This window comes from Jatrophihabitans sp. GAS493, assembly GCF_900230215.1.
GTDB lineage: Bacteria > Actinomycetota > Actinomycetes > Mycobacteriales > Jatrophihabitantaceae > MT45.
The window spans coordinates 587,984-607,474 of the sequence record NZ_LT907982.1; the positions used below are offsets into that span (position 1 = coordinate 587,984).

27 protein-coding genes are annotated in these 19,491 nt (G+C 67.6%); 16 read left to right on the forward strand and 11 right to left on the reverse strand.

The features are described 5' to 3' along the window. Positions 1-32 precede the first annotated feature (32 nt). The 3 genes from CPH63_RS02665 to CPH63_RS02675 are packed head-to-tail and all read left to right on the forward strand — an operon-like array spanning position 33 to position 2,230. Positions 33-1,439 (forward strand): PepSY domain-containing protein, encoded by a 1,407-nt coding sequence (locus tag CPH63_RS02665; RefSeq protein ID WP_096301450.1) that lies wholly within the window; start codon positions 33-35, stop codon positions 1,437-1,439. Then, a complete protein-coding gene (locus tag CPH63_RS02670; RefSeq protein WP_096301451.1) occupies positions 1,432-1,797 on the forward strand; it encodes a hypothetical protein in 366 nt (121 codons plus the stop codon). The genes CPH63_RS02665 and CPH63_RS02670 overlap by 8 nt, the downstream gene beginning before the upstream one ends. Beyond that, a complete protein-coding gene (locus tag CPH63_RS02675; RefSeq protein WP_096301452.1) occupies positions 1,790-2,230 on the forward strand; it encodes a hypothetical protein in 441 nt (146 codons plus the stop codon). Before CPH63_RS02670 ends, CPH63_RS02675 begins: the two co-directional genes overlap by 8 nt. A 30-nt stretch (positions 2,231-2,260) precedes the next feature. On the opposite strand, the gene CPH63_RS02680 is transcribed toward CPH63_RS02675, so the two are convergent. Beyond that, positions 2,261-2,722 carry an SRPBCC family protein gene (locus CPH63_RS02680; protein WP_096301453.1) on the reverse strand — a complete coding sequence of 154 codons (462 nt, stop codon included), beginning with the start codon at positions 2,720-2,722 and terminating at the stop codon, positions 2,261-2,263. 75 nt (positions 2,723-2,797) lie between these two features. Here CPH63_RS02680 and CPH63_RS02685 point away from each other — a divergent pair, with 75 nt between their 5' ends. Continuing rightward, positions 2,798-3,169, forward strand: coding sequence for a DNA polymerase ligase N-terminal domain-containing protein (locus CPH63_RS02685; RefSeq protein ID WP_197704538.1), 372 nt, complete (start codon positions 2,798-2,800; stop codon positions 3,167-3,169). 46 nt (positions 3,170-3,215) lie between these two features. Here the strand turns inward: CPH63_RS02685 and CPH63_RS02690 are convergent, their stop codons facing one another. After that, a complete protein-coding gene (locus CPH63_RS02690) occupies positions 3,216-3,818 on the reverse strand; it encodes a bifunctional 2-polyprenyl-6-hydroxyphenol methylase/3-demethylubiquinol 3-O-methyltransferase UbiG (RefSeq protein ID WP_096301455.1) in 603 nt (200 codons plus the stop codon). 134 nt (positions 3,819-3,952) lie between these two features. Between CPH63_RS02690 and CPH63_RS02695 the strand changes: the two genes are divergently transcribed. After that, on the forward strand, positions 3,953-4,678 hold the full coding sequence (locus tag CPH63_RS02695; protein WP_197704539.1) for a FadR/GntR family transcriptional regulator: 726 nt from the start codon (positions 3,953-3,955) through the stop codon (positions 4,676-4,678). 97 nt (positions 4,679-4,775) lie between these two features. Continuing rightward, positions 4,776-5,405, forward strand: a complete 630-nt coding sequence (locus CPH63_RS02700; RefSeq protein ID WP_197704540.1) for a maleylpyruvate isomerase family mycothiol-dependent enzyme — start codon at positions 4,776-4,778, stop codon at positions 5,403-5,405. A 9-nt stretch (positions 5,406-5,414) separates the two neighbouring features. Here the strand turns inward: CPH63_RS02700 and CPH63_RS02705 are convergent, their stop codons facing one another. The 3 genes from CPH63_RS02705 to CPH63_RS02715 form a co-directional block, all read right to left on the reverse strand. Next, positions 5,415-6,863: an MFS transporter gene (locus CPH63_RS02705; RefSeq protein ID WP_096304900.1), complete on the reverse strand. Its 1,449-nt coding sequence runs from the start codon at positions 6,861-6,863 to the stop codon at positions 5,415-5,417. A 114-nt stretch (positions 6,864-6,977) separates the two neighbouring features. Next, entirely contained in the window at positions 6,978-7,361 is a 384-nt protein-coding gene (locus CPH63_RS02710; RefSeq protein ID WP_096301458.1) for a VOC family protein, read from the reverse strand. Beyond that, entirely contained in the window at positions 7,345-7,830 is a 486-nt protein-coding gene (locus CPH63_RS02715) for a DUF3291 domain-containing protein (RefSeq protein WP_096301459.1), read from the reverse strand. Before CPH63_RS02715 ends, CPH63_RS02710 begins: the two co-directional genes overlap by 17 nt. A 49-nt stretch (positions 7,831-7,879) precedes the next feature. Between CPH63_RS02715 and CPH63_RS02720 the strand changes: the two genes are divergently transcribed. Next, a complete protein-coding gene (locus tag CPH63_RS02720) occupies positions 7,880-8,575 on the forward strand; it encodes an N-acyl homoserine lactonase family protein (protein WP_096301460.1) in 696 nt (231 codons plus the stop codon). Positions 8,576-8,731: 156 nt separating this feature from the next. Continuing rightward, the gene (locus tag CPH63_RS02725) at positions 8,732-9,532 is read left to right on the forward strand and encodes an alpha/beta hydrolase (protein ID WP_096301461.1); all 801 of its coding nucleotides are present in this window, start codon (positions 8,732-8,734) and stop codon (positions 9,530-9,532) included. 55 nt (positions 9,533-9,587) lie between these two features. On the opposite strand, the gene CPH63_RS02730 is transcribed toward CPH63_RS02725, so the two are convergent. Continuing rightward, a complete protein-coding gene (locus CPH63_RS02730; RefSeq protein WP_096301462.1) occupies positions 9,588-10,661 on the reverse strand; it encodes an Lrp/AsnC family transcriptional regulator in 1,074 nt (357 codons plus the stop codon). Between the two features lie 109 nt (positions 10,662-10,770). Here CPH63_RS02730 and CPH63_RS02735 point away from each other — a divergent pair, with 109 nt between their 5' ends. Further along, complete coding sequence (locus CPH63_RS02735) at positions 10,771-12,318, forward strand: MFS transporter (protein WP_096301463.1); 1,548 nt, start codon at positions 10,771-10,773, stop codon at positions 12,316-12,318. Here CPH63_RS02735 and CPH63_RS02740 read toward each other — a convergent pair. The 3 genes from CPH63_RS02740 to CPH63_RS02750 are packed head-to-tail and all read right to left on the reverse strand — an operon-like array spanning position 12,315 to position 13,726. Beyond that, positions 12,315-12,833: a GNAT family N-acetyltransferase gene (locus CPH63_RS02740; protein WP_096301464.1), complete on the reverse strand. Its 519-nt coding sequence runs from the start codon at positions 12,831-12,833 to the stop codon at positions 12,315-12,317. The genes CPH63_RS02735 and CPH63_RS02740 overlap by 4 nt on opposite strands. Next, on the reverse strand, positions 12,830-13,381 hold the full coding sequence (locus CPH63_RS02745) for a GrpB family protein (protein ID WP_096301465.1): 552 nt from the start codon (positions 13,379-13,381) through the stop codon (positions 12,830-12,832). Before CPH63_RS02745 ends, CPH63_RS02740 begins: the two co-directional genes overlap by 4 nt. Positions 13,382-13,384: 3 nt before the next feature. Next, positions 13,385-13,726: a YciI family protein gene (locus CPH63_RS02750; RefSeq protein WP_096301466.1), complete on the reverse strand. Its 342-nt coding sequence runs from the start codon at positions 13,724-13,726 to the stop codon at positions 13,385-13,387. A 126-nt stretch (positions 13,727-13,852) separates the two neighbouring features. Here CPH63_RS02750 and CPH63_RS02755 point away from each other — a divergent pair, with 126 nt between their 5' ends. From CPH63_RS02755 to CPH63_RS02780, 7 genes are all read left to right on the forward strand, one after another. Further along, positions 13,853-14,353 (forward strand): septum formation family protein, encoded by a 501-nt coding sequence (locus tag CPH63_RS02755; RefSeq protein WP_197704541.1) that lies wholly within the window; start codon positions 13,853-13,855, stop codon positions 14,351-14,353. Between the two features lie 7 nt (positions 14,354-14,360). After that, positions 14,361-14,750 carry a DUF4280 domain-containing protein gene (locus tag CPH63_RS02760; RefSeq protein ID WP_096301468.1) on the forward strand — a complete coding sequence of 130 codons (390 nt, stop codon included), beginning with the start codon at positions 14,361-14,363 and terminating at the stop codon, positions 14,748-14,750. A gap of 182 nt (positions 14,751-14,932) precedes the next feature. Then, positions 14,933-16,507 carry a phage tail sheath subtilisin-like domain-containing protein gene (locus tag CPH63_RS02765; protein ID WP_096301469.1) on the forward strand — a complete coding sequence of 525 codons (1,575 nt, stop codon included), beginning with the start codon at positions 14,933-14,935 and terminating at the stop codon, positions 16,505-16,507. A 43-nt stretch (positions 16,508-16,550) separates the two neighbouring features. Then, positions 16,551-17,027, forward strand: a complete 477-nt coding sequence (locus CPH63_RS02770; RefSeq protein ID WP_096301470.1) for a phage tail protein — start codon at positions 16,551-16,553, stop codon at positions 17,025-17,027. A 53-nt stretch (positions 17,028-17,080) separates the two neighbouring features. Next, the gene (locus CPH63_RS02775) at positions 17,081-17,602 is read left to right on the forward strand and encodes a hypothetical protein (protein WP_197704542.1); all 522 of its coding nucleotides are present in this window, start codon (positions 17,081-17,083) and stop codon (positions 17,600-17,602) included. Positions 17,603-17,617: 15 nt separating this feature from the next. Beyond that, positions 17,618-17,794: a DUF6760 family protein gene (locus CPH63_RS22020; RefSeq protein WP_157749231.1), complete on the forward strand. Its 177-nt coding sequence runs from the start codon at positions 17,618-17,620 to the stop codon at positions 17,792-17,794. Between the two features lie 42 nt (positions 17,795-17,836). Continuing rightward, positions 17,837-18,319 carry a phage tail protein gene (locus CPH63_RS02780; RefSeq protein WP_096301471.1) on the forward strand — a complete coding sequence of 161 codons (483 nt, stop codon included), beginning with the start codon at positions 17,837-17,839 and terminating at the stop codon, positions 18,317-18,319. On the opposite strand, the gene CPH63_RS02785 is transcribed toward CPH63_RS02780, so the two are convergent. Together CPH63_RS02785 and CPH63_RS02790 are read right to left on the reverse strand one after the other, a co-directional pair. Continuing rightward, complete coding sequence (locus CPH63_RS02785) at positions 18,285-18,992, reverse strand: hypothetical protein (protein WP_157749232.1); 708 nt, start codon at positions 18,990-18,992, stop codon at positions 18,285-18,287. The genes CPH63_RS02780 and CPH63_RS02785 overlap by 35 nt on opposite strands. 72 nt (positions 18,993-19,064) lie before the next feature. Continuing rightward, a complete protein-coding gene (locus tag CPH63_RS02790; RefSeq protein ID WP_096301473.1) occupies positions 19,065-19,466 on the reverse strand; it encodes a hypothetical protein in 402 nt (133 codons plus the stop codon). Positions 19,467-19,491: the final 25 nt, after the last annotated feature.

Sequence of the window (19,491 nt, forward strand, 5' to 3'; positions counted from 1 at the left end):
TACCAACGTTAGGCATACCTAAGCAGGGGACGATGACGCTGAATCAGGAAACCACTCAGACGCCAGTAGTTGTTGAGCCGACGGCGGCTGGTGCCGCGAAGCGACCGGCGCGCCGCAGGACGCCGCTGCGCAAGCGGAAGCCGGTGAAGAAGACCATCACCTTCCTGCACCGCTGGACGTCGCTGGTGCTGGGACTGCTACTGCTCACCATCACCACCAGCGGCGCGGCCGTCGTCTACACACCCGAGTGGCTGAAGCTGACGAACGCCGAGGTCTTCCAGGTAACCCGCTCCGATCACCCGATTTCAATTCCGCAGGCGATCGACATCGTCGACACCGCCCACCCGGAATTCGCGGCGGCCGGTGCCAACGTCTACTCGGGTCTGTACGAGATCACCTCCGCCGACGACGACGCCCACCCGGGCTTCTGGGGCGTCGACCCGGGCAGCGGCCGGATCACCGGCTACACCAACCCGAACAGCGGGTTCATGGCCTTCATGAACCAGATCCACGAGTGCTTCTTCACCTGCGACGACTACCCGGGCTACGTCCCGTTCCTGGAGAAGCCAGCGCCGACGCTCGGGATGCACTGGATGAAGGACGTCACCTGGGCCGGATTCATCCTGGGCGCGACCGGAATCTTCCTGCTCTTTCTGGCCCTGTCGGGCGTCTGGCTCTGGTGGCCCGGCCTGAAGAAGTGGACGCACGGCTTCCGGGTGCGCTGGAAGAAGGGCCGCTACGCCCGCGACTACGACCTGCACCAGGTGATCGGCATGGCCGCCGTGCCGTTCCTGCTGATCTGGGGCCTCACCGGCGCCGGATTCGAGTTCCACTGGGTGAGCACCGCCTGGTACGCCACCACCGGCGGCCAGCAGCCCCCGGACTATGAGTCGTTCACCTCCAATGAGGTCAAGGATCCGAAGACCCCGGACATCGGTATGGCGGCCGCGATCACCTCAGCCCGGACGCTGGCCGGCGACGCCAAGCTGGTCTACGCGTCATCCCCGGCGGCCGACGACCCGACGGCGACCTACAACTTCTACTTCGCCAAGGGATTCGACCAGTACCAGCATGGTGCCTACCCCGGTGAGTACGGCGTCGATGTCGACCGGCATGACGCCAGCCGGGTACACGCCGACGACCTCGGCCACGCGGCAACGCTCTCCAACCAGCTCTACGACAACTGGGGTGCGCCGATGTTCCACTACGGCCAATCCGTCAACGGCTGGTGGCGGATCCCGTGGTTCCTCTTCGGGCTGACGCCGATTCTGCTCGCCGTCACCGGAGTCTCGACGTGGCTGGCCAAGCGCGGGGTGAAGAAGCGGCGCCTGCAGGCCCGCAAGGCGCGGGAGTCGGCGCTGACGCAGTCGGCCGGTGAACCGACACCGCTCGACGAGCAGCACTCCCTGGCCGACGCCGGCCGGCCGGCCGGTGATTGAGTCCCTCAACCTGGCGACGATTCTCTACGCAGTGGGTCTGGCGCTCTGGTGCCTGATCTGCGCCGTCGGCAACCGGCCACGACCGCCGGCCTTCGTGGCGGCGCTGATCGTGCTGGAGGTCGGGGTCGTGTTGCAGGCACTCCTCGACGTCGCCGCGCTGCTGCGCGGCGACCACGGCGATGACGTGGCGACGAACGTCGGGTACCTCATCACCAGCGTGCTGATCCTGCCGGTGACGGCCCTCGCCGTGCGGATGGACCGCGGTCGCTGGGGGAGCGCCGCCCTCGCCGTCGGCTGTCTGCTGCTGGCCGTCGTCTCCGCGCGGCTGCTGCAGACGCTGGGGGCGACCGATGGGTGAGGTCACGACCACGCGCGCGGTCGGCCCCGGGCGGGTGCTCGCGGTGGCCTACGGCTTCTTCACGCTGGCCGCCGGCGCCCGCAGCGGGGTGCAGCTCGCCACTCACTTCGACGAGGCGCCGCTGGCCTACCTGCTCTCCGCTGCGGCCGCCCTGATCTACCTCACCGCGACGATTCTCATCCTGCGGGTCGAGGCCGATCCGACTCCGCAACGGGTCGCGCTGGCCCGTCGACTCTGTTTCGTCGAGCTGGGCGGGGTTCTCCTGGTCGGGCTGACCAGCGTGATACTCCCGGCGTCTTTCCCGGACGCGACGGTCTGGTCCCTCTTCGGCTCCGGCTACGCGTTCGTACCGGCCGCGCTGCCGGTGCTGGCCCTACTCTGGCTGCACCGCGCAGAGCATCCCGCAGCGGAGTCGGCCGCCGGCCCTGAATAGGTCCCCGGCTGTGAGTAGTCCCGAGTGGGTTTAGCTGTAACGAGTCTGCAGCCCGCGCAGGGTCGATTCGATGCCGGCCGCATTCTGTTTGGGAAAGCCCAGCAGTTCGTAGACCTTGGTGCGCGACGACCCGGCCGCGCCGTAATCGAAGGTCTCGGTGACCAGGGTCTGCTCCGGACTCAGGGGTGTGAATTCCCAGCGCCACCGGTGCCCGAGCGGGTGCCGCCACTCGACGACGCGCCCCTCGTCGAAGTCGGTCACCCGGCTGGTGATCCGGTAGCCGAGGCCGTACATCTTCATCTTCACCGAGAACTTCTCCCCCTTGGCCAGCCGAGACGGGCCGGAGACCGTGTCGTGCACCGTGCCCGAACCGTCGAGCTCGGCGTGCCGGTGCGGGTCGGCCACCATCTCGAAGAGCTCGCCCACAGGGGCGGCGATGGTGGCGCTGCGGCTGACCCGGTGGGCGCCGGTGTTCACGCTGGAGATCGTCATGACCAGACGCTACCCAGCCGGCGGCCAAGCCAACCGAGAAGAGAGCACGGTCATGCTCGGGCTAGCGTCGAGCACGTGACGTCAGCCGAACAGCCAGCCCGCCGGGCCTTCGTGCTGCACGATCACCGCAAGCCCAGGCCGCACTTCGACCTCCGTCTGGAGGAGAACGGGGTGCTGACCTCGTGGGCGGTTCCCCGCGGGCTGCCGACCAGCAGCCGCGAGAACCGGCTGGCGATCGCGGTTCCCGACCACGCCCTGGAGCACCTGACCTACACCGACGCCGACAAGTCGATCGCCGACACCGGCTGGTGGGAGGAAGTCGACCGAACCGAACGGCGCCTGCTCTTCACCCTGCACGGGCAGACCGGCTCACACCGGTACGCGCTGATCCGCACCGATGCCGGCTGGCTGCTGCACCTGACCAAGGATCAGCCCGAAGCCCGTTGACGCTTCATCGACCCGAATCCGCGAAGCACACGCCAAGCCGGCCGGGCTAACTCGGTTTACGCAGGACGGTCACCGCGAACGAGCTGTCCGGCTGCCAGGGACGCAGGTCCCAGGTCGCGAAGCGATGCTCGAGGCGAAGGCCCACGGCGGCGACATCGCCGTCGAAATCGACCAGCGGGTAGCCACGCTCCACCCCGAAACCGGTGACGGCGAAACCGTCCGGACGTAGATGTCGAGTGATCGACGCGAGCACCCGTCGTTCCGTCCCCGGGGCGACGAAGGGCAGGACGTTCCCCGCGACCACCGCCGCGTCGAACAGCTGCGGTTCACCGAGCGCAGCCAGGTCGAGGTCGGCCAGATCGGCCACCAGCCACGTTGACCCGGGGTGATCCACCACGGCCGCCTCGATGAGCTCGGCGTCGGCGTCCACTCCCACTACCTCGTGTCCGCGCGTTGCCAGTTCCGCGCCGACCCGGCCGGGACCACAGCCGGCGTCGAGCACCCGGGAACCGGGGACGAGCATCGCGTCCAGCATCCGAGCCTCGCCGGCCAGGTCCGCCCCATCGGCCGCCATCTTGCGGAATCGCTCGATGTACCAGCGGGAGTGATTGGCATCGTGTTCAGTAACCCAGCGGGTCGGCTCGCTCACGCCCTCAGGGTAGCCGCGAGGCCGGGGTGATTCGCGTCGCTGCTTATTGGAAACCGTCACCCCCTCTGCCACGATCAGACGATTCGTCGCGCCGGTGCGTCACCTCACCAGCGTCTGCCGAGCCGGGGAGCCCGATGAGCGACCGACCGCCCAAAGCCGCAATGCTGATCGCCCAGCGAATCGTGCAGGACGTCGTGCGTTCCGGCATGCGCCCCGGTGACCTGCTGCCACCGGAACGGGCCATGCTCGCCGAGTACGACGCCGGTCGCGGGACGCTGCGCGAGGCGCTGCGACTGCTCGAATTCCAGGGGGTGATCTCGCTGAAGCCGGGCCCGGGGGGTGGCCCGGTCGTGCAGAGCCCGCCGGCGGAGCACCTGGGGAGCACACTGACCTTGCTGATGCAGCTCAACCAGGCGCCGTACCGGGTGATCGTCGAGGTTAGAGCCGCACTGGAGCCGATGATCAGCCGGCTGGCGGCCGAACGAATCGCGGCACCGGCCCTGACCGAGCTCGGCACCACCATCGAGGCGATGCGCAGCGACCTTGATGATCGGGACGCGTTCCTGGAGTCCAACCGCCGCTTCCACGATGTCATCGCCCGGGCCTCGGGGAATGTCCTCTTCGCCTACATCGTCGAATCGCTCCTCGGCATCCTCGACGGCACAGCGATCGGCATCGACTACCCGCGCAAACGCCGGGTCGCAATCCTGAAGGCGCATGAGCTCATCCTCGACGCCCTGCGCCGGGCAGACCCGGAGGCGGCCGAGGCCGGAATGCGGGCCCACATCGAGGCCTACAACCACTACGCGCAGCAGCACTTCCCGGAGGTGCTCGAAGAGACGATCACCTGGGCCGGTTGAGCACATCGCTGCTGACCGGCGGCGGCTAGCGGTAGCATTCGGCCGGTGGCCGGTGGTGATCAGCGCCGCTGACTGCAAGTCGAGCGAGGGATGAATAGTGCCTGATACGCCCTGGGATGTCATCCACGCGGAGCGACGCCTGCTGGCCACCGACCTCGCGAAGCTGCCGCCGGCGCAGTGGGAGGTCCGGTCGCTGTGCACCGACTGGAGCGTGTACCAGGCCTTCGGCCACATCACCTCCACCGCGAAGATGAGCCCGCGCCGCTTCGTCGCCGGGTTCGTCAGGTCCGGCTTCAACTTCGAGCGCTTCTCGGCCAAGGGGATCCAGGCCGAGACGGCCGACGGACCAGCCGCCACACTCGCCGAATTTCAGACGCATCTCGACGACGAGACCTCCCCGCCGGGGCCGATCGAGGCGATGGTTGGCGAAATCATCGTGCACGGAGAGGACATTCGCCGGCCGCTCGGCATCGCGCACTCCTACCCGCAGGAGGCGGTGCTGCGGGTGGCCCAGTTCTACGTCGGCTCGAACGCGCTCGTCGGCAGCAAGCGGCGGATCGCCGGGGTGAAGCTCGTCGCGACCGATGAGGACTGGACTCACGGCACCGGCCCGCGGGTGACCGGTCCGCTGCTGTCACTGGTGCTCGCAATGACCGGTCGCAGCGCCGCCCTGGTCGATCTGGACGGCGACGGCGTACCGCTGCTGGACGAGCGCAGCAAGGCCTGACCGTACAGCTCAGCTGTGCGCCGAGGGCTCGCTCGCCGGTGGCGCGTCGGCTGCAGCGTCAATGTTCGCGTCAATGTTCGCGTCGATGACCTCGACGGTGCGGCGCGGCATGAAGGCCACCGCGATGGTCATGGCGACGGCGAGCAGCACCACACCCTGAAAGACATGGTGGGTGGCCAGCGTGAGCAGCCCGGACGACCCGCTGCCCGGAGCGGCGCCGGCAACCGGAGCGGAGACGATCGCAGAGCCCAGCGTCGCGTTGGCCACGGCTCCGAAGGCCGCGACCGCGAGGGCACTCCCCAAGGAGCGGCAGAAGAGATTGTTGCCGGTGACGACGCCCCGCTGGCTCCAGCCGACCGATGACTGCGCGGCGATAAGCGTCGGTGACGCGGTGAGCCCCATCCCCAATCCGATGAGGAAGCAGGTGAGCCCGACCTGCAGCACGCTGGAGGTGTCGTCGAGCAAGAGCAGCAGCAGACAGCCGGCGACCACACCCGAGGCGCCGATCAGCGCCGTCTGCCGGAAGCCGATTCGCAGGTAGAGCCGCCCGGACTGGGACGCGGCCAGCGGCCAACCGAGGGTGAGGGTGGCCAGCGCGAAGCCGGCGACCACGGGGCCGGTTCCGAGTACGTCCTGTACATAGGTCGGAAGAAAGGAGGTGAGACCGAGCACGATGCCGCCGACCGCCGCCGACACCAGGCTGCTGGTGAGCAGCAGGCGGCGGCTGAAGACCCAGAGCGGCAGCACCGGTTCAGGCACTCGCCGCTCCACGAGGACGAAGCAGACGATCAATATCGCGCCGACGCCGAGTATCGAGATGCCCGGCGCCGAGATCCAGGCCCACGCCTGCCCGCCTTCGAGGACACCGAGGATGAGCAGGGTGCAGCCGCTGGTGAGGAACACGGCGCCGAGGTAGTCGATGTGCGGACGTCCCCGAACGACTTTCTCCTTGAAATTACGCACCAACATCGTCGCCGCCAGCAGGCAGAGTGGGATGTTGATGAAGAAGATCCAGCGCCAGGAGACGTATTCGGAGAAGACACCGCCGAGAGCCGGCCCGATGACCGCCGAGATGCCCCAGACGCTGGCGATATACCCCTGAACCTTGGCCCGCTCCTGCAGCGAGTAGAGGTCACCGACGATGGTGATGCTCATCGGCTGCACCGCACCCGCACCGAGCCCCTGCACGACACGGAACGCGATGAGCACCTTCATGTCCCAGGCGATCCCGCACATGATCGACCCGAGCAGGAAGAGTGCGATGCCGAAGAGGATGAGCGGTCTGCGGCCGAAGAGGTCGGCCAGCTTGCTGTACACCGGCACGGTCACGGCCTGGGCCAGCAGGTAGATCGAGAAGAGCCAGGGAAACTCGGTGAAGCCGCCGATGCTACGCACGATCGACGGAACGGCGGTGGCGATGATGGTCGAGTCGATGGCGACCAGCGAGGTGGCGAGCATCAGTGCGATGAGGATCGGCCCCCGCTCGGACCGGAAACCCACCGCGGAACTCGTCACCCCACCGATGTTGCCAGTTGCGCCCACTGGACGGCCAACCGGTCGCGGCTGAGCCGATTAGCCAACCCGGGCGAACTCCGTCAACGAGAGGGTGTTCCCATCCGGATCGGCGAACCAGGCGACCCGGTCGCCCCCTGGCGTGGTCCAGACCCCGTCCTCGTCCTGAGCCATCCCGTCATAGCGCTTGAAGGTCACGCCTTTGGCCCGCAGCCCGGCAAGGGTGGCCGCGATATCCGCGACTCGCCAGCCCAGGACGGTGTACGGGACGTCGATGTGCTCCTCGACCGCGGTGATCCGCAGCATCGTTCCGTTGGCGTCGAAGACGCACGCGAACTGGTTCTGCTCGACCAGCCGCAGACCGAACACGTCCGCGTAGAAGGCGGCGGCCCGGTCGAGATTGGTGGAGGCCGCGAAGGCGATGACCTCAGACGTACTGAGCATCTTCCACCTCCAGCGGTTGGGCGAAGCGCTCCCGCATGGTGAAGGCGTACGTGGTTGGGCCGTGCGCACGCAGGTGCCGGACCCGCTCCTCGGCCTCGTCGGTGCTGGGGCGGTGCCCGGCCCGCACCCACCAGAGCGCGGCATAGGCGCGGTCCATCTTCTCGAACCACTCCCGCCGTCGCCTCAACACCGCGCGATGTTCATCGCTGTAGACGTAGGCCTCGAGGTGTTCGACGTCGGTCCAGACCGACATGTTCACGATGACCCCGGCGCTGCCCTCAGCGTCCCAGCCGAAGGCCTGGATGCCGGTGGCATCGCCCTCCTCGGTCTGCAGGCGCCAGCGAAAACCGTCGGCCCCATCGGCCAGGGCATTGACCGGGTCGAGCGCGGCCACGAAGTCAGCCAGCTGGGCGCTGTCGAGCGGGGCGAGCAGGCGGCCGATGTTCACCTGAGCAAGTTCGTATGCCATACCAGCAGTATGCCGTGGCTCTCCGGTCGGGCGACGTACAGTCGCAGGCATGCTGATCGACGACGTGGTCAGGCTCCGACTGGCCACCTTCATCCGCCCCGCCTCCGAGTCCGCCACCGGCCGCAGCGAGGTCGAGGGCGTCTACGCGTACCTGATCCGGCACGATGATGGCCTCCTGCTGCTCGACACCGGAATGGGGCGCGGTGACGACGAGACTGAGCAGTGGTACCGCCCGCAGCGCAGTCCGCTCACCGCGGCTCTGGCCGCCTGGGGCGCCACGCCGGCCGACATCCGCATCGTCGTCAACTGCCATCTGCACTTCGATCACTGCGGAGAAAACCCTTTGTTTCTCGGCACACCGATCATCGCTCAGCGCGGTGAACTGGCGGTGGCCCGACAGCCTGACTACACCTTCGATCACCTGGTGGACTTCACCGGCGCCCGCTACGAACTACTGGACGGGGAGGCTGAGATCTCGCCGGGAGTGCACGTCATCCCGACCCCAGGGCATGTGAACGGCCATCAATCATTGGTGATTCAATGCTCGGACGGGTCGCTGGTGCTGGCCGGGCAGTCGCATGACCGCGCCTCCGCCTTCAGTGCTGACGCGCTGGCGCAGAACGCACGCCAACTCGGCCACGATGATCCGCTGCCGCTCGCACCGCCCTGGATGCAACGACTGATGGCCTTCGATCCGCGGCGCGTCTACTTCGCCCACGATGCCGCCGTCTGGGAACCGTATTAACTCTAGATGAACGGGCGGGAATACGACACGCTCGACTGGCCACCGCCCTTGCTCTCCGAGTGCTGCTCCCACTAGGTTTTGTTCAGCCCTTTCTCTAATCTGCCGCTCAGCTTCTCTGCCACTCAGCTCACGCCCCGTCACAGACCCGAGGTGCCCATGACAACGCCATCCCGCCCAGTCCTCTTCGTCCACGGACTCTGGCTGCACGCCAGCTCCTGGCAGGCCTGGATCGACCGCTTCACCGAAGCCGGCTACTCACCCGTCGCGGCGTCCTGGCCGGGCGACGCCGACACCGTGGCCGGCTCCCGGGAGCACCCGGAGGCGATCGCCGGACACGGTATCGACGATGTGGTCGAGCATCTGGAGTCGATCATCGCCGGGATGCCCGAATCCCCCATTCTTATAGGCCATTCCTTCGGCGGCACCATCGTGGAGAAGCTGCTGAGCAAGGGCGTGGGCGCCGCCGCGATCGCCATCGATGCCGCCCCGATCAAGGGGGTGCTGCCGCTGCCCATCTCGGCGCTGCGAACCGCCTTCGTCGCCTTGAAGAACCCGGCCAACAGCAGTCGCGCCGTGTCGCTGAGCGTCGAACAGTTCCGCTACTCCTTCGGCAACGCAATCTCGGAGGAGGAGTCGAACGCGCTCTTCGAGAAGTGGACCATCCCGGCCCCGGGCAAGCCGCTGTTCCAGGCCGCCTCGGCCAACTTCTCGCCGCACTCCGAGGCGAAGGTCGACACCGAGAACTCCGACCGGGGGCCGCTGCTGCTCATCATGGGCGGGCAGGACCACACCGTCCCGGAGGCGATCACCAAGTCGACCTTGAAGCAGTACAAGCACTCGACCGCGGTGACCGACCTGCTGGAGTTCGAGGATCGGGGCCATTCGCTCACAATCGACTCCGGCTGGCTCGACGTGGCCAACGCGTCGCTGGATTGGCTTAAGAAGCAGGGCCTCTAGCGCTCAGCTTCACGGCGCCGGCCGCGCCGGCTCTACGGCGCCGGCCGCGCCGGCTCTACGGCGCCGGCCGCGCTATGCCCCTCCGCGTCATTAGTGAGCCGGCCTGCTTCACCCGGCGCAGCACTGGTGACGTCTCGATCTGACGCACCGCCGCCATCGCGCCCACTCGGGTCGTCACGTACCGGTAGAGGTCGGTGGCGTTTCGACAGATGACGACGAGGACGAGGTTTGCGCTCCCGGTGACGGCGGCGCAGAAGGCGATCTCGTCGTGCGTCACGAACTCGCGGCCCACCGCCTCCAGATCGCTCGGAGCGACGGTGACCCAGATGTGGGTCATCGAGGCGAACCCGAGCCTCTCTATGTCCAGGTCGACGTCGAAGTAGAGCGCACCGGCTCGCTCGAGACGTTCGATCCGCCGACCTACCCGGGTCGGGGACCAACGCGTGGCGGCGGCCAGGGACCGCAGGCTGGCCCGTCCGTCGCGTCCCAGCGCGGCGATCAATCGCTCGTCTTCCGCGGTAATCAGTTCCGCGCCGATCGGTTCAGCGCCAATAAGCCCGGCGCCCGGTTCGGGGTCAAGCAGATCCCGACCGGTCTCATCGAAGGGACTATCCGCGGCTCGCAGCCGGGCCTTCGCGTCCGGGCTCAACCCCGGTCCGTAGCCGCCCCATTCGGCACCTGCGTCGAATTGATGCAGTATCGCGTGAGCGCTGAGCCGCTGCACCTGGGCCGTCTGCGGTAGCCGCTGCAGCAGCAGCTCGGGGCCGTCCTGGCCGCGGGCGGTGTGACTATGGCAGACGATCTCCGACCCTCCGGCCGAGAGGCTGATCCAACTGATGTCAGGTCGGCGGGCCAACGCCTCAGCCAGCGCCCCGGCGGCATCCGGCCGGCACTGAATCCGCAGCATCCAGCGGTCCAGGCCGGCGGCGTCGGCCCGGGCGAGGCCGATTACGCGTAGCACCCCAGCCGACTCCAGCCGGCGGTAACGGCGGGCGACGGTCTGCTCCGAGACACCCACCACCTCGGCGATGAGCGCGAACGGCGCCCGGCAGGCTACTTGAATCGCGTGGATGATGAGACGATCCAACTCGTCAACGTTGATGGATTCACCGCTTCGAGGCGCCACCATTGGAGGAATGCTACGCGGCACTGACCCTGGGTGGATCTGCGTCGAGCGTCTCGGCCAGACTCGGTAGGACGCGCCCACTGCGCGTCGCACCACGCGAAAGGCTCATCTCATGCGTAAGTGGCTTCCCCTGGTCGCTATCTGCCTCGGCACCTTCATGCTTCTCATCGACGTGACCATCGTCAACGTCGCCCTCCCCGACATGGCGGTCGATCTCTCCACCTCCTTCTCCTCACTGCAGTGGGTCATCGATATCTACGCGCTGGTGCTGGCCGCACTACTCCTCGGCGCCGGGTCGATCTCCGACATCATCGGCCGCCGGCTGGTCTACATCGCCGGACTGCTGCTGTTCGCGCTCGCCTCACTGGCCAGCGGGCTGGCTCCGAATGCGACGTTCCTGATCGTGGCCCGTGGTGTGCAGGGGGTCGGCGCGGCCGCGATGTTCGCGACCACCGTGGCGCTGATCAACGCCTCGTACACCGGTAAGGATCGCGGCGTCGCCTACGGCGTCTGGGGCGCGGTGAGCGGTGCCGCCGCGGCAACCGGCCCGATCGTCGGTGGCCTGCTGACTGACACGCTCTCCTGGCGGTGGATCTTCTTCGTCAACCTGCCCGTCTCGGTCGCCGCCATCGCCCTTTCGCTGATGGTGCTGGATGGTTCGCGCGGGGAGCATCGGGCACGTATCGACCTGCCGGGTATGTTCGCCTTCACCGCCTCGGCGTCCCTGATTACCTACGGATTCATCCGCGCCGGCTCCGACGGCTGGCTGACCGGCACCACCCTCGGACTGATCGGTGGCGGTGTACTGGCCCTGGTGCTCTTCATCATCGTCGAGCTCCGGACTCCGCAGCCGCTGCTGGATCTCGGCCTCTTCTCCGACCGTCGTTTCGTCGGGGTGATGATCGCCGCGCTCTTCCTCTCGCTCACCGCCTTCTCCTACCTGGCGTACTCCTCGATCTGGCTGCAGTCGGTGATCGGCCTCTCGCCGATCCAGGCCGGCCTGGTCTTCCTGCCGCTGAGCCTGGCCGCCTTCACCGTCTCGGCCAGCATCGGACGCGTGCTGCACAGTGCCAATCCGCGCTGGTTGATCGGTTTCGGGCTGCTGCTGATCGGCTTCGGCGGCCTGGCGCAGGCGTTCTTGAAGGCCGATTCAAGTTGGCCGTCGCTGCTGTTCGGCTTGCTGCTGGTCGGTATCGGCGTCGGGCTGGTGAATCCGACGATGGCCTCGGCGGTGATGTCGGCCGTGCCGATGCAGCGGGGCGGCATGGCGGCCGGTGCGATGAATACGGCGCGTCAGCTCGGCTTCGCCTTCGGCATCGCACTACTCGGAACCATCTTCCAGTCGCGGATCGCCCACGAGTTCAGCGGCCACGCCATCCCGGGTGGTGGCGACATTGCGGCCGCGGTGAGCGGTGGACAGGCGCAGGCGGTGATGGGTGCCGCTCCGGCTGCCCGGCGCGACGAGCTGAGCCAGCTGGTGCACCAGGCCTTCGCCTCCGGGCTCAACACGATCTTCATCGTCGCCGGGGTACTCGCCCTGGCGGCGGGGGCGGCGGTACTGGTGCTACTGCGGCCCGCCGCACAGCCCGCGTCCGACTCCGCTTTTGGCACACCTGCAGGGATAGTCCCTGCAGGTGTGCCAAAAGCGTCAGGGGGTTAGAGGGGCAGTTGCCAGTCGTTGCAGCGCATCCGCTGACCCGGCGGGTACTCGAAGTCGCACTCCCCCACCAGGTTTAATCCGCCCCGGCGGCAGATCGCGTTCGAGGCCGGGTGGTCCACCGACGGGTATGCGTGCAGGCTGTGGCGCGACCCGCCGCCCCCCGCCGTCGCTGCCGCGGCCCGAACCTCGTCGATCAGCGCCCGTAGCGCGGCCACCGCGACGCCGCGCCCCTGGAACTCAGGCAGCACGCCCCAGCCGGCTTCGTAGACGTCCTCGCCGAGCCAACTCCGCGGCCAGAAGCCGATGACCCCGGCTGTGGCGGCCTCGTCGACGAGCTGGATGGTGTACATCTGCGAGGTGGACTCGACCCAGCCGGCAAGATAGCGCCGGTGCCGGTCACGCACCTTCTCGTCGGTCTCCGGGCCGCCGAGATGATCTGTCATCTCCGGCGTATTGGCCGCCTCCAGCACCCAGAGGTCGTCGGGCTGCCAGCGACGCAGGGCAACCGCGGTCACATCTGCAGCGTGTCGAAGTTCGTCTGCAGGGCGATGCCGACCCCGGCCAGCACTTCGCTGACGAACTCACGCTTCCCCTCTGTGTACGCCACGGGATCGTCGGGGTAGATCTGGGCCAGGCCCAGCTTGAGGTCGCTGTAGCGCTGGGCCAGCATCGGATCGGCGCGCAGTGCGTCGCGGAAGGCCAGCCGCTCCTGCCAGATGTCACTACCTGGCTGGGTCAGGTGCAGGTGATGGGTGTGGGCGGCGTCGTCGAGGAAGTTCTGACCGGCCCGGGCACGGTAGAAGTAGAGGGCGGAGGGTCGATGCTCGGTGTAGACATACCCGAGATCGGCCAGCGGTTCGATCGCCGAGCGGGCCAGGTCCAGATGATGGACGCCGCCGATCATGTCGAGGATCGGTTTCGCCGGCAGACCCGGCACCGCGGTGGAGCCGATGTGCTCGACCGGCCCGGTCAGCCGGGAGACGAGCACGCCCTCCAATCGTCGTCGCTCCCACTCGAACTGCGCAGACCAACCCGGCTCGTGTGGAACGACTTCGACCGTCACCCTCTAGCTCACATCCGCTCGTGATCGTGGGAAGAACGTGTTGCTGAACGACATCGCGCCACCGGGCACCATCCAGGGCAGGATCTCGACCCGGAACCGTCCGGCCTGAACCGCCGGGTCGGCCTCGGCCAGCCGGCGGGCCTCGTCGGGGTCCACCGTGAGGATCGTCAATCCCCGGAAGGTGCCGTGCCGCAGCGGCCCACCGGCTACCGCCGCACCCGAGACATGCATCGACGCCAGATGCGCCATGTGGGCATCCTGCAACTCGCCCGCCGCCTGCTCGTCAAGCTCTGGTGCATCGTCGCGGAGAACGAGCAGCGCGACGCTGAACCGATCGAACTCCATTGCGAGAGTCTAGGTCGCTGGCGGCACTGGGGGCCAGAGCCTGAGGCGGGTAGTTGCGCATCTCCAGTCGCCGCCGGCCGCCGCCGACATTGAGCGGCCGGTCATCGGGTGCGGTACGTTTTGCGCGTGCTCCGGCGTATGGGACCTCCGCTGCGGGTCGCGCTCGTCGCCGTGCTGACGCTCTCGGTCGCCGGATGTGGGTGGTTCGGCGGTGACAAGGCATCGGGCAGCACCGTCGCCGTCTACGACATCAAGCCGGGCCAGTGCTTCACCGCTCCGGGCGCGGTAAAGACCGAGCTCGCCTCGCTCAATCGGGTGAGCTGCAGCGACCCGCATACCCATGAGGCCTACGCGATCGTCCAGTACTCGACGAGCACCGCAGGCTCGGCCAGTGCCACCACTTCGGTCTACCCGACGTCGGACGCGCTGACGAACTTCGCCCAGGGCAGCTGCGCCCAGAAATTTCAGGACTACGTCGGGATCAACTACCTCGATTCGAGCCTGTACTTCACCTTCCTGGTCCCGTCGGCCCGAGGGTGGGAGCAGGACAACGACCGGAGCATCATCTGCTTCATCACCACGACCGGGCAGACCCTCACCACCTCGGTGCAGGGCTCGAAGAAATAGGGGCTTCATGGCGCAGGCTGTCGGTAGTACGGCGATGCTGAAGTGCACCTTCGGCCTGGCCCCGTCGACCCTCAACGTGCTGCCGGCGGCCCGCGTGACCGTCGAGGGGAAACCTGCCGCGGCCATCGTGGACGACGCCCCGATGCTCAACATCCCGCCCTTCGGGATGTGCAACAGCCTGGCCAACCCGGTGGTCGCGGCCGCCACCGCGGCCGCCCTCGGCGTCCTCACCCCGATGCCCTGCCTGCCTGTCATCCCGGCCCCCTGGATCCCGCTCGCGCCGACCGTGCTGATCGGTGGCAAGCCGGCTCTGGTCTCCGGCTCGATGTGCACCTGCGCCTACGGCGGCGTCATAGATATCGGCTTCCCTGCAAGCATTCGCACCACTATCGGGTAATTATGTCCGAAATAGTGGGTTTCTACCCCATGAATCTGCTGATTCTGTCGACAACTTTGACACTTACTTCACCATCGCGACCCTTTTTGGTTTACGGTTCTCGGCGGATCACTGTCTGTCACCACACGGTTTAAGTCGCGCAGTTCACCCTCCAAAACCTCCCTCGAAGGAGCGGCAAATCTATGCCCACGTACACGGCGCCCGGTGTCTATGTAGAAGAAGTTCCCTCGTCCCAGAAGGTGTTGTCAGCGGCTCCGACCGCCGTCGCCGCCTTCGTCGGGTTCACCGAGAAGGCGCCGTCGGACGACCCCCGCGACCCGCTGGGCCTGGCCCCACGACTGGTCACCAGCTGGTCGCAGTTCGAGGCGCTTTACGGGAGTTTTGCTGAGGGTTGTGTGCTTCCCCTCTCGGTCTACGGCTACTTCGCCAACGGCGGCAGCCTGGCCTACATCGTCCGGGTTCCGAACACCGAGCCCTCCGGCGAACCGGCGCGACTGGCCCTGCCGGCCGCTGACCGCGCCCTCGGCACGCCACTGCTTATCGAGAGTCTCGAGCCGGACGCCGACATCGCGATCGACATCGCCACCGTCGACGGCGGCGAGGACGCAGCCGATGGCCCGTCGCCCTTCACCCTGACCGTGCTCCTGGACGGGCTCCCGGTCGAGACGTTCGAGAGCGTCGACTTCAACACCGGCGACCGCAACGTGAAGACGGTCGTGAACAAGACCTCGACCAAGGTCAAGGTGGATGTGGCCCTGGAGAAGCACGTCGACCTGGCCAGCCAGCTCGAGGTCCTGAAGCCCGGCCGATACGTGCTGGAGAAGGCGGCCGCGGTACCGGTCCCCGTAACCGGCCGCAAGTTCGCCGGCTCCGAGTCAGCCCGCGTCGGTATCAACGGCCTCGCCGTGGCCGACGACGTCACGATGGTGGTGATCCCCGACCTGGTGACCGCCGCTACCAAGGCCGACGGCAGCATCGACCTCAACCTCTGGAAGGCCGTACAGACGTCATTGATCTCGCACTGCGAGCAGAACGGCAACCGGATGGCCGTGCTGGATGCCCCACCCGGCATGAACACGCAGCAGATCAAGGAATGGCGCAGCGACGTGGCCATGTACGACTCGGCCTTCGCCGCGCTGTACTACCCCTGGATCAAGGTGGAGAACCCGATCGGGGTCAACGGCAACTCGGAGATCTTCGTGCCTCCGTCGGGGCATGTGGCCGGCGTCTGGGCCCGCACCGATGAGACGCGTGGCGTCTGGAAGGCCCCGGCCAATGACACGATCCGCGGCGTGCTCGACATCGAGCGCGACATTACGCAGAACGAGCAGGGTCTGCTGAACCCGATCGGCATCAACTGCATCCGCCCGTTCGGCACTCGCGGCATCCGCATCTGGGGCGCCCGCACCCTGGCCTCGGACTCCGACTGGCGCTACATCAACGTGCGTCGCCTCTTCAACATGGTCGAGTCGACGATCCTCGAGGGGACCCAGTGGGCCGTCTTCGAGCCGAACGATGTTGCTCTGTGGGAGGGCGTCAAGCGCACCCTCGACGGATTCCTGCGCGGCCTCTGGTCAGCCGGCGCGCTCTTCGGCACGACGGCGGCTCAGGCCTACTACGTCAAGTGTGACGCCGAGACCAACCCGCCAGAGTCGATCGACGAGGGCAAGCTCGTGGTCGAGGTCGGCATCGCACCGGTGAAGCCGGCCGAGTTCGTGATCTTCCGGATCAGCCAGCAGAAGCAGATCGCCAGCTAACCCCTCGCATTTCCCTCGTCATTCTTAGAACTTGGAGTAGGCAATGCCCAACGACCTGATCAATACCGACCCGATCGTCGCCCAGAACTTCTTCCTCGCGATCGACGGCGAGCAGCTGCTGCTGTCTGGCGTCTCGGGCCTCGACCTGGAACTGGACGTCGTGACGATCCAGCAGAACGGCCCGAGCGGCAAGAAGCAAGCCATCAAGACCCTCGGCAACTCGCTCAAGGTGCCGGATATCAGCATGACCCGGATGGCCCCGATGGACGCGATGAACGACCCGATCTGGAAGTGGTTCCACGCGGTCCGCGACGAAGGCTTCTCCGGGACCAAGCGCGAAGGTTCCCGTAAGAACGGATCGATCGTGCTCTATGACACCGCCTTCACCGAGATCGGCCGCTTCAACTTCTTCAACGGCTGGCCGAGCAAGATCTCGACCGATGGCTTGAGCACCGACTCGAACGATCCGGTCAAGGAGACCGTCACCCTGATCATCGAGAGGCTGGAGCGGATCAAGTAGTTCCAGTTCCGACTTATCTCTCGTGATTGACCCGCTCTGATTGGACGACCGCAGTGACCGAGCCGACGCTCCGGACCCGTTACGACTTCACCCTGCCGAGGGGCTACGTCGACCACAACGGACGGCTGCAGAAGACCGGCACGATGCGGCTGGCGACGGCCCGCGACGAGCTCGAACCACTGCGCGACCCCTCGGTCTCCGGCCCGGACGACCCGCGACTGACCATCGTGGTGCTGGCCCGGGTAGTGGAGAAGCTCGGTGATCTCGAGCTCGTCACCACGCACGAGATCGAGGGGCTCTTCGCGGTCGACCTGGCCTTCTTGCAGGACTTCTACGGGGTTATCAACTTCGGTACCCAGGAGGAGTTCGAGGCTCTGCTGTCGGCCCAGCAGGGGACCGCGCTGCTGGGCTCCGCCCGTTCAGCTCCACCCGCCGCCCCCACCACGGCTGCGGCCGGCGGCGGGGGCGCGGCCGGCGACGGGGGTGTGACCGACGAGGACGGCGCTGCGCTGCCCGAGACGACTGGCCGCTCGCTGCGATCTGCGGTCGAGGAGCTTCCTCGCCGGGCTCTGTGAGATCGGGCAGCCGCGATGATGCGCTACCCGACGGACGCCCTCTGGCAGGAGATCGCCTTCCTGGCCTACCACCTGCACTGGCCGATGAATGACCTCCTCGACCTGGAGCACATGGACCGGGTCCGGATGGTGCGGGCCGTCGTCGCCTTCAATGAGCGGGCCTGGCAGTCGGTGCGTGAGTATGCGCAGTAGGCCGACAACTGAAGGCCGTTCACGGAAAGGGGTGCGCTGACGATGGCCTCGATAGATCCGCTCGGCGGCGAACCACCCACCGCGTCACGCTTCCTCTTCGAGGTGGACGGGGTCGAGATCGGCGTCTTCCGCGAGGTGACCGGCCTACAGGTGACCGTGGCTGTTCAGGAGTTCACCGAAGGTGGGCAGAACGGGTACGTCCACAAGTTGCCGGGGCGGATGAGCTGGCCGCACCTGGTCTTCCGACGCGGCGTGACCGCGAGCGACGCCCTCTTCAACTGGCTGGAGAAGTCCTCGGGCGAAGGCTTCGCCGGCAACCAGAGCAAGCTGGTCAAGGCCACCGGCGCGGTCACCGCGATCGACGCCAGTGGGGCCCGTCTGCGCGCCTGGAACTTCGCCGACGTCTTCCCGGTGCGCTGGAAGGGACCGGACTTCGAATCCGGCAGCAACGCCCCGCTGGAAGAGGAACTCGAAGTCGCCCACCATGGCTTCACGTCCCAGACTCAGCCCGCGGGCTCCGGATGAGCGAGCTGGATACCGAGGCGTCGCCGGACGCTGAGTCAGGCGGTATGGGATCAGCCAGCGGGGCCGAGGAGCCTGCATCGTTCGGCGAGAGGCTGACGCAGCGGCTGCGTCGACCCGGTCCGCCGATCGGGCGGCTGCGGGCATCCGGAATCGGCAGTGTCGCCCTGGCGTCGACCCGCTTCGCCACGGCGACCGGCCGCCCGGTTCCGCTGCGCCGTTTGCTGGCCGGTCCGGGCGAACTGCCGGTGCGGCGCTTCGCGGATGCCGGTGTTCGTCCGCCGCGCTGGTGGACCCCGACCGAGGCCGCGGACCCCGAGCGCGACGCACGCACCGATGCCGAGACTCCGGCGACGGCCGGACGGCTCCTCCCGAGCGAGCTGCCCAGCCGCGCGCTGCCGCGGGCCGCCCGACAGGTCCCCAACGAGCAGACCTGGACACCGGGCGGCATCGCCGAGAACCTTGTGGCCACTGTGGCCAAGGTTCGCCGCCTCGAAGAGGTGTCGGCCGCCGGTCCGATGGGGACCGGCGCTCGCGCACGGCTCATGGCGCCGAAACCGTCACCACCACCGCAGCCACCGCCGTCACCGCCGTCACCGCGGTCCTCCGCCACGCCGCCGCCATCCCCACCGCCGTCACCGCCATCCCCACCGCCGTCACCGCGGTCCTCCGCCACGCCGACACCGCCCACACCGAGCCAGCCGAGGCAGTCGTCCTCACCACCGCCGCCCGGCCCGGCGCCCGCAGCTCACTCCACCGCCGCGGCCCCGACCTCCGCCCCGACCTCAGGTTCAGCTGAACCGCGTTCGGCGCCAGCGATCGGTTCAGCTGAACCGATCACCGTGGTCCGGTCAGCGTTGTCACCCAGTACAGCACCGCCACCCGGTTCGTCACCGCCGAGTTCGCCAGCCGCGTCATCGCCAGCCTCGCCGTTGCCAGCCTCGCGGTCGGGCGGTTCCGCTTCGCCGCCTCCGACCGCGTCATCCGTCACGACCGCCGCGTCGCCGAGCGGCACCGCGACAGCCCAGCCACCGATCGCCCGATTGGCCGTGCCCTCCTCACCGTCGGCATCCTCATCGGCAATCGCCTCACCGTCGGGGTCCGCATCGTCGGCGATACCGGCGTCCGGGCCATATGCCTTCCAACGCACGGCGACCCTGGGACGCTTCGCCTCG